Source organism: Colwellia sp. MB3u-4, from assembly GCF_014077065.1.
GTDB lineage: Bacteria > Pseudomonadota > Gammaproteobacteria > Enterobacterales > Alteromonadaceae > Cognaticolwellia.
Genome location: NZ_JACGVE010000075.1, coordinates 99361 through 114195, shown reverse-complemented (window position 1 = coordinate 114195; position 14835 = coordinate 99361). Strand labels below are relative to the sequence as shown.

Below are 14835 nucleotides of genomic sequence, written 5' to 3'. Positions count from 1 at the left end.
AAATGCCACAAATTATATTTTTACCCAACGCAGATCTTTGCCCAGAAGGCGCAGTAGTAGAAGCCGAAAAAGGCGAGAGCGTATTAGACGTAGCACTGAGAAATGATATTGGTGTTGAGCATGCATGTGAGAAAGTGTGCGCTTGTACCACGTGTCATATGATTATCCGTGAAGGTTTTGACTCTATCAAAGAGGGCGATGAACTCGAAGAAGATATGTTAGATAAAGCTTGGGGTTTAGAGCCTGAATCACGCCTTGGTTGCCAAGCATTAGTAGGCGACGAAGACTTAGTAGTAGAAATTCCTAAGTATACCGTTAATATGGTCTCTGAAACCCACTAGTTTTTCAGTCGGTAGCAGATAAAAAAGGGTAGTAACCGTGATGTTATTGCCCTTTTTTGATCAAGCCTATTGGCTGATTGAACTCACCTTTAGCAGGGACTTTAGTTAATTATTTTGACAATAGTGAGCAAGGATTACATTACTAACGCACTTGACATCGAGCACAGTAAGCTTTAATTATCGCTGATGGTTATGCTTTAAGTCATACTTAAATTGTGTAAATATCAGTGTGAAGGATGACACATACTCACCACCTACAAGATATATTATTAATGAAAATTTATTTTATTAGCGTATTAGCTATTCGCATTTATATGACATAGCTAAATAGACACGTCATTAAAAATTTGCTTTAATCAAGGTTCAAGTTTTTTGCGTTGAGAGCGCTTTATAACCCAAGGAACGGATACCTATATTTTAAATAACTTCTAGGCATCATAAATTTGTCAGTACTATCTAAATCACAAACGATAAAAAGTTTAATCATCACTAATCAGTTTGCTACTGATATTTTGTTATTAAACACCCCAAATGAAATTTGGCAGTATTTAGCCCAAAATATTGTTGAAAAGCTCGGTTTTGACGATGCCGTTATTTACACTTTAGATGCTGGGGGGGAAACCTTAAGTCGCATGTCGGGCTTTGAAAAGAAAACCTCCTTAAACCATGATAAAAGTAGTAATATTGAAATAAGAAATACTTCGTCTAACTCGATAGTTATTCCTTTTAATGAAGGTGTTATTGGTAAGGTTGCGGCAACTAAGCAAGCGCTATTAGTCAAAGATATTCGAAAATTTGAAGGCTATATTGTTGAAGATGAAACTACATTATCAGAGTTAGCGGTTCCTATTTTATTTAAAGAGCAATTATTAGGTGTTATTGACTCCGAACATGCACGGGTTGATTTTTACACTGAATATCACCTGAGAACACTGACTGCATTAGCTTCTCTTACCGCAATGAAAATATCTCAAATCATCAAAGTTGATGGCCTGGAAGAGGTGATTGAAAATTTAGAATATGCCAATAAAATTCAAGATGCCTTATTTGAGATTGCTGAACTTACCTTTACCACTAGCACTATGGGTGATTTTTATCGGAGTTTGCATCAATGTATTGGCCGTATTACTTTTGCAAAAAACTTTTTTGTTGCCTTACTTAAAGATGACGGAAAAACCATCGAATTTCCTTATGCGGTAGACGAACTTGACCAAGATATTGTTGACGAGTTAGATCAAGGAAAGATTTTCGATAAAGTAGCTATTGATCCACAACATTTAAGTATTACAGGCTATGCCCTGTTAAAAGATAAACCTTTTCTATTATATGAAAAAGATATTCAAAAAATGCTGGATAACAAAGAGCTCTATATTTTAGGCAGCATAGCAAAAGCTTGGTTAGGCGTGCCTTTTGGTCGCGGTGATAATAAAGGTATTGTCGTTGTACAAAGTTATAGCACTGACTTTTTATTCCAAGAAAAAGACAAACAACTATTATCTTTTGTCGCGAAGCACATCCATAACGCCATTGAAAGAATGGCAGCTCAGCAGAAGTTGCAGTTTTTAGCATTACATGATCCTTTGACAGACTTACCTAATAGATCGCTTTTTAAAGATAGAATGCAACACGCGTTTTTACATTGTCAGAATAATCGCCAAGACAATTTAGCCATACTGTTTATCGATGTAGATAGATTTAAGCAAGTTAACGACACTTATGGTCACCATGTTGGTGATAAGTTACTTATTGCTATTGTAAAATCAATAACGACAACTTTAAGAAACACCGATACATTGGCACGTTTAGGTGGCGATGAATTTGCCATACTGCTTGACGGTAAGATTGATTATGAGACCATTTGTCGGGTAACAGAAAGTATTATCGAGGCGACATCCGGGGCTTTCACTATCGATGGTTTGAATATTTCTAGTAGTGTCAGTATTGGCATCGCCACTTACAGTGATGCGAGTGAGAGTGCTGATCAATTATTGATTGATGCTGATCATGCTATGTACCAAGCCAAGCTCAAAGGCCGTAATCAGTATGTCTTTTTTGAAGCACTTGAAGAACAAAATAAATCAACCAATGTTAAAGTTGAGTACGATTTCGATCATGGAGTTAAAAATCTTGAGTTTATCGGCAATTATCAACCGCTAATTGATTTTGATACCGGTGATGTTATTGGTGCTGAAATTTTGGTACGTTGGCAGCATCCTAAATTAGGCCTGTTATTTCCAGATATTTTTATTCCTATTTTAGAAAGATCAGGGCAAATAGTGCAGCTTGATCTTTATATGCTGAAGTTGGCGGTGAACAATCTCAAGCTTTGGGCAGATTGGCTGCCAGAAAAATTTAAGCTCAATGTTAATGTCTCAACATCAGGTTTTGCGTCACAAGATTTTATTAATTATTTGCAAGAACAACACCTTGAATCTGCAGGTTTTACTGAACGATTATGCGTAGAAATTACTGAAGCAAGTCTAATACTGAACGTTGATGCAGTGAAAAAACATTTAGATATTTTGAAACGTCTTAATATTTCAGTCGCCTTAGATGACTTTGGTACGGGTTTTTCGTCGCTGAGTTATTTACATCAATTTTCTTTAGATTATTTAAAACTAGATAAAAGCTTTGTTGATGATATCAATGAAGTGAACAGTAAGGTGTTGATATTAGACGCTGTGGTTAATTTAGCTAAAGCATTGAAAATAAAAACCACAGCAGAGGGTATTGAAACTAAAGCGCAATATCAAAAGCTTAAAGAAATTGGCTGTGATTTAGGGCAAGGCTATTATATTGCAAAACCGCTACTGGATACTGACTTTAAACGTTTTCTTTTAAACAGGGGCAATTAACTTTAAATCGCTTAATGCCGATACAGCTAACTTAAGTTAATGCTAGGTAAGTATCTAGCTAGCTAGGCAATCAATATTTTTAAGCAACAGCCTTAAGCCACACCTTTAAGTAATAGCTTTAAGCAATATCGTTATGCCGTATTAAGTTTCACTACCTGTTTACCGGTAAAACCGCCGGCTAACTGTTTGTTTAGCGCGGCGGAAACATTCGCTGCGCTAAAGTTAACTAGGTTAACTTTAGGTACAATTAAATCACCTTTTTCTACACTATCAAGCAATAAATTACTCATAAAACTCATACGTTGCTGTGCACACAAACTATTAGCTAGCCAAGCACCAGCAAGCGATACAATGCTAATGTTAGGTGCCTTTCTAAACAGCAGTTCTTGCTCAAAGCTAGGTAATGGTTTTAAACAGGCAATACGACCACAAAAGCGCATTAATTCAATATTGCGCACCGTGATATCACCGCCAATGGAGTCAAGTACAGCATCAAAACCTTGCGGACCTAATTCACGGCGAATTTTCTCACAAAGTTTTTTATCCTGATAATCAAATACCGCATCAGCCCCTAGCGATTTGACTAATTTATGATTATGTTTTGCTGCTGTGGTAAATACATCTACGCCGCGTTGTTTAGCAAATTGAATAGCAATTTGACCAACGGCACCTGCGCCCGCTTCAATCAATAAAGTATCACCCTCAACAAGTTGTAATCGGTCGAGTGCAATTAACGCTGTCATACCCGCACAAGGCAGTGCAGCCGCTTGTTCGGGACTGACGCTTTCAGGTACAACAGAAACCGCATAGTTTGCTACTTTGGCGTACTCACTCAGTACGCCTTGTGCGCCCATGCTGGCATGCCACATAACACGTGCGCCTATATTGGGATAAACTCCTTTTGGCGCTTTAACGACTATGCCTACCGCATCTAAACCCAGTACATGTGGGTACTGCCAATGACAAAACCCTGTTTTGGCATATTCTGCATCTAAGGGATTCAGGCCAACATATTCTACTTTTATTAAGAGTTCGTTATCGTTGCATTTAGGCACACTAAGCTCAATATTCTCCAAGCGAATTTCTTCGTTAGCTTCGCGTAAAACAATAGCTTGCATTGTTTTTGAAATATCTTTTTGTGGTGAAAATTCAGTATCAAACATAGGTAAACTCAATCATTAAAAGCGGGTTAAAGCATCACTCCAGCAAGCATTAAAGCCATGATAGAAATTAACTTTTGCCAGCAATGACGCAATAACTGCGTCTACAGCATTCTCTTCGACTATTAAAGCATTCTGTCGAGCATCTAACAACGCCAAGTCAAGCCTTTGGCCTACTTGCTCTATAGCACCTGCAGGCAAAAAGCATTAATAACCTATGAATAACGCGCTTTAGCGCAGTGTTCTTAGCTACCTTGCTTTTTGCCTAATCGCCAGGATGTTCCAACGGCTACTTTAAGGTTTTAGCCAGCATAATACTGCGTTGATATTATTTTAATGTCGGCACTTTTTTCTCGTTACTGCCTTTAGTCACTAAGATATAAAACACTGGCGTAAACAATAGGCCAAAGAAAGTAACGCCTACCATGCCAGAAAATACGGCATTACCCATGGCATGGCGCATTTCTGCCCCAGCACCTGTGGCTAATACTAAGGGTATTACGCCTGCAGTAAAAGCAATTGAGGTCATTAAAATTGGCCGAAGTCGCATACGACATGCGGCCATAATAGCGTCAAGATGAGACATGCCGTGTTGGTTTTGATCTTTGGCAAACTCCACCATTAAAATCGCATTTTTCGAGGCTAAGGCGACCAACACTATTAAGGCAATTTGGGTGAAAATATTGTTGTCTGAACCGACATACCAAACCCCTAACAATGCTGAAAATATGGTCATGGGCACAATAAGGATAATAGCTAAAGGTAAGCGTAAGCTTTCATATTGTGCAGCAAGTACCATAAAAACTAACAATACGACTAAGGGGAATATATATATCATGGTATTGCCAGCAATAATTTGCTGGAAGGTCACATCGGTCCATTCATAAGCAATGCCTTGAGGTAGCGTATTGGCCAGTATCAGCTCAATGGCTTGCTGAGCCTGATCCGTGCTATAACCGGGCGCAGGACTGCCATTGAGCTCGGCACTTGGGTAACCATTGTAATGCATTACGCGATCAGGGCCTGTGGTCGGTGTAACCATTAATACTGAGCCTAGTGGCACCATATTACCTAAGTTGTTACGTACTTTTAGATTTAAAATTTGTTCAGGATCTTTGCGAAATTCAGCATCTGCTTGTGCTTTAACTTGATAAGTACGACCAAATAAATTGAAATCATTGACATAAACTGACCCTAAGTAAATCTGCAAGGCGTTGAATACTTCGTCTAATGCAATGCCTTGTATCAAGGCTTGTTCACGGTCAATATCAATATCCATTTGTGGTGTTTGAATACGAAAGCTTGAATACAAGCCAACGAGGGCAGGGTCTTGTTGTGCTTTTGTAATGACTTTTTGCAAGCTATTAAATAGCGCCTCAAAGCCTTTGTTATCTCGGTCTTCAATTTGCAATTTAAAGCCACCAGTTGTACCTAAGCCTTGAATAGGTGGTGGTGGAAATACAGCAACATAGGCCGCATCAATCACACTAAATCGTTGATTAAGTTGTCCGGCAATAGCCATAGCCGACAAGCTAACATCTTCACGTTTTTCAAAAGCGTCTAAGGTGACAAAAACAATCGCGCTATTAGGGCTGTTAGTAAAACCATTCACTGATAAACCAGGAAATGCTACCGTATGGGCAACGCCATCAATGGTATGGGCAATGGCTTCCATTTCTTGTACAACGTCTTGGGTACGATCAAGACTCGCCGCATCGGGTAACTGAGCGATAGCCACTAAATATTTTTTATCTTGCGCAGGAATAAACCCGCCAGGTACAGCATCAAATAAGGTTACTGTGCCACCTAATAAAGCGACATAAGCGACGAGCACAACTATGCTCATACGTATTAGCTTTTGCACTAATTTTTGGTAACCCTTTGCGCCACGGTCAAACAAGCGATTAAAAGGTTTAAACAACCAGCGGCCAAAAATAGCATTTAAAAAGCGTGTTAAGGCGTCGGGTTTACTGTCATGCGATTTCAATAATAGCGCAGCTAATGCTGGCGATAATGTCAGTGAGTTAAAGGCTGAAATCACGGTTGAAATAGTAATCGTTAAAGCAAATTGTTTATAAAACTGCCCCGATAAACCAGAGATAAAGGCCGTAGGAATAAATACCGCTAATAATACTAAGGCAATGGCAATAATAGGACCGGTAACCTCAGTCATAGCAACACGGGTGGCTTCTAAAGGCGATAAACCTTTCTCGATATTACGTTCAACATTTTCTACCACTACGATGGCATCATCAACGACGATACCTATGGCTAATACCAGACCAAATAACGACAAGGTATTAATAGAAATTCCCAGCCATTGCATAACAGCAAAAGTACCAATTAATGATACCGGCACGGCAATTAATGGAATAATTGAGGCACGCCAAGTTTGTAAAAATACCACCACAACAATCACGACTAGGGCAATAGCTTCTAATAAGGTGGTAATCACCGCATCAATAGAGTCACGAACAAAAACGGTCGGGTCATAAACAATGTCATACTCAACCCCAGCAGGAAATTTCTCTGATAACCGTGCCATGGTTGCACGTACTTGGTCGGATAACTCAATGGCATTTGAACCCGGGCGTTGAAAAATAGGCATAGCTAGGGCAGGTTGGCCATCTAGCAGGGCTCTTAATGCATAATTATTTTGACCTAGCTCTAACCGAGCAACATCTTTAAGGCGGATCAACTGACCTTGCTCGCCCACTTTAATAATGACTTGGTCAAACTCTTCGATACTATTTAAACGACCTTTAACATTGAGTAGAATTTGAAATTGGCTATCGTTAGATGCAGGTTGTGCACCTAAGCTACCGGCGGCCACTTGTTGGTTTTGCGAGCGTAATGCACTTATCACATCCATTGCGGTTAATTTACGGGCAGCTAATGCATCTGGATTTAACCACACTCGCATCGCATATTGACCGCCACCAAATAATTTCACATCACCGACACCGGGTAAGCGAGCAATTTCGTCTTTAACATACAAATCAGCATAGTTAGATAAATAAGTTGTATCATGCGTTTTTTCGGGCGAATAAAGATGCACCACCATAGTCAGGTCCGGAGATGACTTTTCTGCCACTACGCCAAGGCGTTGTACTTCTTCTGGTAAACGTGGCAAAGCACTGTTAACACGGTTTTGTATTTGTACTTGTGCGCGATCTAAATCGGTACCCAAGGCAAAAGTAACGGTTAATGTCATACGACCATCACTAGTGGCTTGAGAAAACATATACAACATGTTTTCAGTACCATTTATTTCTTGCTCAAGCGGTGTTGCTACTGTTTGTGCAATAACGGTTGGGTTAGCACCAGGGTAATTAGCGGTGACCACAACGGTTGGAGGTACAACTTCAGGGTATTCACTGATCGGTAATTGAAATAATGAAATACCGCCACCGATCAAAATAATAAGTGACAAGACGGCCGCGAAGATAGGCCGTTGAATAAAAAAGTGAGAAAAATTCATCAAAAGCTCTTAATATTTAGCAATAAGGCTAACATCGCCCATTGCAGACAAAGTAAATGCGATATCGCTCGTATCAATGGCAACAGTTCTTGGCTTGATTGGCATACCAGGTCCAACACGGGCTGGGCCGTTAACTGCGATAATATCCCCTTTGCTTAAACCCGCGGTAATCGCACGTAATTTTCCGTAACCTTCACCCATTTCAACTAATTTGTACTCTAGAACGTTATTTTTATCTACCGTAAGCACAAAACGATTTTTCAAATCTGTACCTATGGCACGTTCAGGTATAATAATTTGCTTAGTGATGGCATTAGCTGCGAGCTTAATGCGGGCAAAAGATCCCGCACGTAGTTGATCGTTTACTTGCTTATGTTTACCTTCAAAGATGGCGCGCACTCTTAATGTACCCGTTGATGAATTAATGCGGTTATCAATAAAATTAATGTAACCCTCATGGCTAAAGTGTTTCTGTCCGAGTTTTTGCATTACCACTTGTTGTTTACTTGCTGCAGTGATATCAGCAAATGAACTATTCCAAGTGCGTTCATCAATATCAAAATAAGCATACATTTCATGATTAGATACGATTGACGTGAGGATACTTTGGCCGGCAAGTACGTTATTACCACGGGTGATATTCGCGCGTGAAATTACACCATTAATAGGTGATCGAATGGCAGTAAATTCTAAATCAAGTTCTGCGGAAGTGAGTTGTGCTTGCAATGCGGCTAGCTGTGCTTCACGTTGGTGTAAAATCGAGGTGCGAGACTCAGCTTGCTCTTCAGAGATAGCTTTTTGCGCTGTTAAGCGTATTGCACGTTTGGCTTCACTTTTCGCTTGACCTAATGCGGCCTTTGCACTGAGAATTTGTGCCTCCAAACTAGCAACAACGGCGGCAAAAGGGCGATCGTCAAGTTGAAATAATAAGTCGCCTTCTTTGACATCATCGCCTTCTTTAAAAGCGATGTGGTTAATAACACCTGAAACTCGTGGCATTAAAGCGACGTCTTGGGGAGATTCTAAACGGCTAGTATAAATATGCCAATTTTGTACAGGTTTAACCAACACCTCCGCAACATCAATAGCTTGCAAAGGTTGTGCTGCTTTTTTTTGCTCTGGCTCTTCTGCACAGCCGGTTATTGCTAAGCTGAGGGTGAGGATAGCGGCCATAAAAATATTTTTACTCATCATGATTCTCGTTTTGCTCAAAATAATACTCTAGGATAATGGCGTGCATGATACGTAACTAATGTGTGGACAAAAAGTATAGATTTTTAAATACATTAGTGCCAAAATTGCACCAATGGGTGTGATACGGAATAAATAATGGATACAACAAGCCGGTTATTAATGTTGTTAGATGTGGTCGAACTTGGCTCATTTACCAGCGCAGCGCAAAGCAGGAACATTGACCGCTCGGTTATTTCAAAACAAATTAGCCGACTTGAAGATGATTTGGGTGTCAGGCTATTAAATAGAACAACCCGGTCTTTTTCACTGACTGCTGCGGGTGCTGAAATGATAAAAAAATCTCGGGAGCTGCGTGAGTTACTGGGACAAACCGTTAGGTTGGCGGAAAATTATCATCAAGAACCACGAGGGGTATTAAAAATCACCTCGCCAACCATCATCGCTAAGCGATACTTACAACCTGTGATCAATGATTTTCAAAAACGTTTTCCGCAAGTTGAAGTGGAACTACGTTTAGACGATCGTGTGATGGATATTGTTGCCGAAGGTTTTGACTTGGCTTTTCGTATTGGCGAACCTAAAGACTCGACCTTGATTGCCCGAAAACTGGCCCGTAATCGCATGATTATTTTGGCGTCACCCGAATTTATCCAGACCTATGGCATGCCTAAAACTATCGATGAACTCGCACTATTGCCAGCGGCAAGCTATACCAGTAATTCGCTACGAGTCACCAGTATTAGCACGATTGATCAACATGGCGATAGGCGTGAAAAAACTATAAAAAGTATCTTTCGAGCGAATGATGCCGAGGTATTGTTATTAAAAGCGCTGTCTGGCACTGCATTTGTGGTAGTGCCGGCGTTGACCCTTGGCAATGAAGTTGCTGATGGACAGTTAGTCCCCCTGCTGACAGATATACAATTGTCAGATTATAGCGCCATGTATGCGATATATCCTCATCGAGATCTGCCAGTAAGAACGCGACTATTCTTTGACGCGGTTCGAGAATATATTGGTAAAACCACACCTATTTGGGAAAGTAACATTCCAAATTTTGAGTATTTATATCAAGGGTAATTAAAAATAATTTATATAAATCAAAAGGATTAGTTTTATAGCTTAATCATTGCTGGGCGTGTGGCATATTAACTAACCCCATAGTGATAGGTCGAGGCTAATCACCTGCATGGGAGTCGTTATAACTTGATAGGCATTAAGCATTCGGTTGGTTGATGACCGCTCTAAAAGCATGGATCGCTTTAGGCGGCAATGCATAATTTTTCTTGGCAAAAGGTGGGGTATCATCAACCTCATGTTGTTTTCAGGTATGGTTAACGAATTGAGACTTTTCAACTTGATGAAGTGCTTCAAGTAGTCCTGAAAACCATCTACCATTTGGAGTATAAATAGCAAACATAACTCATGTTTGCTTGAAAAGTATCGAATTTATCTTGTTCATAACAAGGTGTTGTGAACAAGATCTGCTGTTGGATTAAAGCAATATCAATAGTGCTAACAAGGAAAGTCAGCAATCAGAGTTTCAAATATCACCTGTTTAAGTTGCTTATCAGCTAATTGATTAATATCCATAGATTTAGCAATCGATGAAGCAATTTCTTTTCTGTCATACTCACGTGGAATACAAAATTGGTACGCCTCTTCATTACTCAACATGGAAGATGTTGTTAACACGCGTGTTCGATAAGCTCGCTTTAAAAAATCGCTTTGTTCAGGAGCTGTGCGCTCAATCATTGCCTTGGGTTTTACCACACCATCATCGTTGAGTAATGACGAGTCAATAAAGCCATCTATATATAGCTTACAGGCATTTATTTCACTTTTGTCGTCACCTTGTTGGTAAGCTTTACAAGAACTGATAATGTCAGACTTAAAGTCAGCCTTTACTACTGTAGACATAGCCAATAGCCCAATTGCAGCCATATTAAGTATTAGAAGTTTTAAATTTTTCATTTTTTTGTCCTTTTGTTACGGTTAATTTGTTTGAAGATCGACTGATTAACCAAGCACCAGCAACGGCTGATATTAATGAACCAACTAACACGCCAACTTTTACTTGGGTTTGATAAGCCAAACCCTGCTCTTCAAAGGCGAGTGAGCCAATAAATAAACTCATAGTAAAGCCTACGCCACAAAGTAAACATACGCCGTATAATTGTGTCCAAGTGGCGTCTTTGGGCAAGCGACATAGTTTTAGTTTCACGGCAATAACACAAGCCGCGAATATACCTAATTGTTTACCGATGAATAATCCACCAATAATACCTATGGATATGGGTGTGAAAAGTTCATTAACTGAAACCCCGGTTAAGCCCACACCCGCATTGGCAAAGGCAAAAAGTGGTAGCACAAAAAACGCTATCCATGGATGCAAGCCATGTTCAATTTGATATGACATAGACTGTGACTTTTCACGGGCGATAGGAATAAACCAAGCGACGGCAAAACCGGCTAAAGTTGCATGTACACCTGATTTTAATACCGCAGCCCAAACGATAATTGACAGTAATATATAAGGCGCTTTGTTCTCTAATTTAAGTCGATTAAAAATAAAGAGTGTCACTAAACCTATACCCGCGATAATAAGCGAGTTGGTGGCTAGCTCTTGTGAGTAAAATATGGCGATAATAATAATTGCACCAATATCGTCAATAATAGCAACAGATAACAGAAACAGCTTTAAACTAGGGGGTAAGTATTTGCCAAATAAAATAAAAATGCCTAAGGCAAAAGCGATATCTGTTGCGGAAGGAATTGCCCAACCATTCATAGCAACCGCATCTTGATAATTAAAAGCCACATAAATTAATGCTGGGCAAATAATACCGGCAATAGCAGCCAAAAAGGGTAGTACCACCTGATCAGGACGTGACAACTGGCCGTAAAATAATTCACGCTTAATCTCTAAACCAACAACAAAGAAAAATAACGCCATTAAACCATCGTTGACCCACAAGACTAAGGGTTTACTGATAGCAAAGGTGCCTAACGTAATGCTCACGGGGAACTCAAGGAAGTCATTGTAACTCTGACTAAAAAAACTGTTAGCCATTATCAATGCCAGTACTGCGGCTAATACTAAAATAATGCCAGAACTCGCATCAGTTTGGATAAATTGTTTCCAACGTAGAACAATAATGTTTTCTGCCATAAAATCTCCTTTGATCTAGCTCATACCAATATCACTAATTTTCTGCTCATTTCACCTGGTTAAAACCAGCCATTCCTGCGTTATTTATTTAATAATTATCGTTGCATGTATACAACTGGTTAGACCATGCAGGAGCCTATTGTGCTGAACAACGCGTTATTAAAATCAATGTCTTGTATTTGGTCATTTTCCCTAGGTGTAAAATAGCCCCGCAAATTAATTAAACTTGTATGACACATTTATAGCTAATAATTCAACGCAATGAAAGTCGACTGTAGCTGTGTTTTTATCAACAAAAAGTTGCTAAGGTATAGTGCTAGAAGGCTAAACAGTGACAGGGAAATTAAAGAGGTTATATGGCTAAGCTTAATTATCATCACTTACAGTATTTTCATGCAATAGCAACACATGGCAGTATTGCTCAGGCGGCAAAGGTTATGCATATCACACCACAAACCCTGAGCGCTCAACTCAATTTATTAGAAGAACAATTAGGCTATAGCTTATTTGAACGTAAAGGTAAGCGTTTGGTCCTTAATGACATGGGGCGTATTTCTTTTCGTTATACCCAGGAGATATTTAGTTTAGGCGATGAACTGCTGCATTCATTAAAAAATCATTCAACTGATTTTTCTTTTCGTTTTTCCATTGGCGTCACCGATGTTATCGCGAAAGTTTTTTCATTTAATTTATTGAAATCTATCTATGACATAGACAATTCTATCAAGCTGGTGTGTAAGGAAACTAGCTTAGATGTTTTACTTGGAGAGCTTGCGATGAATAAATTGGACGCGGTATTAAGTGATACTCCACTGCCGACAGGTTCACCATTAAAAGCCTATAGTCACTTGATAGGTAAATGTGGCTTAAGTTTTTTTGCTGACAAAAAATTAGCGCAATCATTAACAGGCGACTTTCCAATGTCACTTGATGGTATACCTTTTTTTACCGCTGGCGAAGGCTCAAACCAACATTTAAACGTCTTGTCTTGGTTTAATGAATTAGATATTTCCCCCAAGGTAATTGGCGAGTTTGATGATTCAGTGTTAACTAAATATTTTGGCCAGGCGGGATACGGTATTTTTTGTGCGCCCACTATGATTGAAAATCATGTTGTTGAGCAGTTTGACGTTGAAATTATTGGTAGAACTAACGATATTATCGAGCATTACTACTTAATATCCCCTGAACGGAAAGTAAAACATCCAGGGGTGCAACATTTATTAACCGAAGGCAAAAAATTATTCAAAAAGCCTATGTCGTAAAGCTTATGTTGTACAAATTTAAGTTATAAAATTTAAGTTATTAAGGTTAAAGAATATTGTTAAGTGATGACGAGCAATAATAGATTTGTAAAGCTAACAGCCAACAAACCATCACCATTAGCAGCATAATTTAATGAATGCCATGTGCTTTTATTTATTTTAAAATACTATATAAACATCAGCTTAAATCAAAAAGGTTGCGTGAAATAAATTTTTCAGGGCAGTAAATTGGTGTAAGGTTTTGTTTAAAGACCGTTAAGCGTTAAATTAATATGATTAATTTAACGCTGTTCAGTGACTGGGTTTTTGTACCACGATGTTGGGCTAATAATGCTTATTTTTTGCCTTTTTTTTCATCCATCACCTGATCAGCATCACTAAGCAGATGCTCAATATTAATATGCTTTTTTTGATCAAAAGATACAATGCCATGCGCAAAAGATATTTGGTAAGGTAGATCTAGGTGTTTACTGACAGAAATTAAATTATAAGCAAAACGTTTTATCACTTGTTTAGCTGTTTCAAGCTCTGTATCGCTCAGCAATACCACAAACTCATCACCGCCTATTCGGGCACAAACATCAGACACTCTAAAGCTGACTTTTAATTGTTCAGCAAATAGTTTTAATACTTGATCGCCAATCATATGGCCATAATTGTCATTGAGTAATGTAAAGTCATTAAGATCAAAATAAGCCAGATGACAGTCATTGTTTTGTCTAACAGCCCTATCAATAGAATGTTGACTTAAACGTTTGAAACCTATTCTATTCGTTATATTGGTTAGTTCGTCCATAGTAGCCCAATGCCATGAAATAAACTCATCCGTTATTAAGGCACTCAACTCTGTTAACGAAGCAATTTCATCCTCGCTTAGGGTTCTTGTTTTTGTGTCTATAATACATAAGGTTCCTATGTTTTCACCGCTTGGTGAGGCAATGGGATGACCAGCGTAAAAACGTATATCAGGTAGGTCGACAACCAAAGGATTATCAAAAAAACGCACGTCTTGTAAGGCATCTTCAATAATAAATGTATTTTTTTGGTGAATTGCATGGCCACAAAAAGAAATATCTCTGGGCGTTTCTTTGGCGTCTAAGCCAATTGAAGATTTAAACCACTGGCGCTCTTTATCAACTAAAGTAACCAGTGCAATAGGCACATTAAATAGCTTTTTAGCTAGGCGAGTAACGCGATCAAATCGCTCATCAGGATCAGTATCTAATATGTTCAGAGCATCTAACGACGCTAATCGACATTTTTCATTTTTTGGTAGACTAGGTGCAAGCATTATTTATACGCAAATTGATGACCACTTAGTGAGTATAGTGCTATTTAATAGTGAAAGAAAAATGCTTTTACTTTTT

Annotated in this window: 11 protein-coding genes; 4 read left to right on the top strand and 7 right to left on the bottom strand. The window is 38.9% G+C overall.

All coding sequences use genetic code 11. The features are described 5' to 3' along the window. Positions 1 to 2: 2 nt before the first annotated feature. Together fdx and H4J61_RS06785 are read left to right on the top strand one after the other, a co-directional pair. Positions 3 to 341 carry an ISC system 2Fe-2S type ferredoxin gene (gene fdx, locus H4J61_RS06790; RefSeq protein WP_182138331.1) on the top strand — a complete coding sequence of 113 codons (339 nt, stop codon included), beginning with the start codon at positions 3 to 5 and terminating at the stop codon, positions 339 to 341. A gap of 443 nt (positions 342 to 784) precedes the next feature. Further along, on the top strand, positions 785 to 3196 hold the full coding sequence (locus H4J61_RS06785) for an EAL domain-containing protein (RefSeq protein WP_182184460.1): 2412 nt from the start codon (positions 785 to 787) through the stop codon (positions 3194 to 3196). 131 nt (positions 3197 to 3327) lie between these two features. Here H4J61_RS06785 and H4J61_RS06780 read toward each other — a convergent pair whose 3' ends face one another. The 4 genes from H4J61_RS06780 to H4J61_RS06765 all read right to left on the bottom strand — a co-directional run bounded on the left by H4J61_RS06780 (position 3328) and on the right by H4J61_RS06765 (position 9028). After that, positions 3328 to 4359: a zinc-binding dehydrogenase gene (locus H4J61_RS06780; protein ID WP_182184459.1), complete on the bottom strand. Its 1032-nt coding sequence runs from the start codon at positions 4357 to 4359 to the stop codon at positions 3328 to 3330. Positions 4360 to 4374: 15 nt separating this feature from the next. Further along, entirely contained in the window at positions 4375 to 4557 is a 183-nt protein-coding gene (locus tag H4J61_RS06775) for a hypothetical protein (protein ID WP_182184458.1), read from the bottom strand. Between the two features lie 127 nt (positions 4558 to 4684). Continuing rightward, complete coding sequence (locus H4J61_RS06770) at positions 4685 to 7837, bottom strand: efflux RND transporter permease subunit (RefSeq protein WP_182138334.1); 3153 nt, start codon at positions 7835 to 7837, stop codon at positions 4685 to 4687. A 9-nt stretch (positions 7838 to 7846) separates the two neighbouring features. Next, positions 7847 to 9028, bottom strand: coding sequence for an efflux RND transporter periplasmic adaptor subunit (locus H4J61_RS06765; RefSeq protein ID WP_182184457.1), 1182 nt, complete (start codon positions 9026 to 9028; stop codon positions 7847 to 7849). Between the two features lie 138 nt (positions 9029 to 9166). On the opposite strand from H4J61_RS06765, the gene H4J61_RS06760 reads away from it, so the two are divergent. Further along, a complete protein-coding gene (locus H4J61_RS06760) occupies positions 9167 to 10111 on the top strand; it encodes a LysR family transcriptional regulator (protein WP_182184456.1) in 945 nt (314 codons plus the stop codon). A gap of 435 nt (positions 10112 to 10546) precedes the next feature. On the opposite strand, the gene H4J61_RS06755 is transcribed toward H4J61_RS06760, so the two are convergent. Beyond that, positions 10547 to 10951 carry a Rap1a/Tai family immunity protein gene (locus H4J61_RS06755; protein ID WP_182184455.1) on the bottom strand — a complete coding sequence of 135 codons (405 nt, stop codon included), beginning with the start codon at positions 10949 to 10951 and terminating at the stop codon, positions 10547 to 10549. Between the two features lie 25 nt (positions 10952 to 10976). Then, positions 10977 to 12203: a Na+/H+ antiporter NhaA gene (nhaA, locus tag H4J61_RS06750; protein ID WP_182184454.1), complete on the bottom strand. Its 1227-nt coding sequence runs from the start codon at positions 12201 to 12203 to the stop codon at positions 10977 to 10979. A gap of 356 nt (positions 12204 to 12559) precedes the next feature. Here nhaA and nhaR point away from each other — a divergent pair, with 356 nt between their 5' ends. Next, positions 12560 to 13468, top strand: a complete 909-nt coding sequence (gene nhaR / locus H4J61_RS06745; protein WP_182184453.1) for a transcriptional activator NhaR — start codon at positions 12560 to 12562, stop codon at positions 13466 to 13468. 334 nt (positions 13469 to 13802) lie between these two features. Here the strand turns inward: nhaR and H4J61_RS06740 are convergent, their stop codons facing one another. Then, on the bottom strand, positions 13803 to 14759 hold the full coding sequence (locus H4J61_RS06740) for a sensor domain-containing diguanylate cyclase (protein WP_182184452.1): 957 nt from the start codon (positions 14757 to 14759) through the stop codon (positions 13803 to 13805). Between the last annotated feature and the right edge of the window lie 76 nt (positions 14760 to 14835).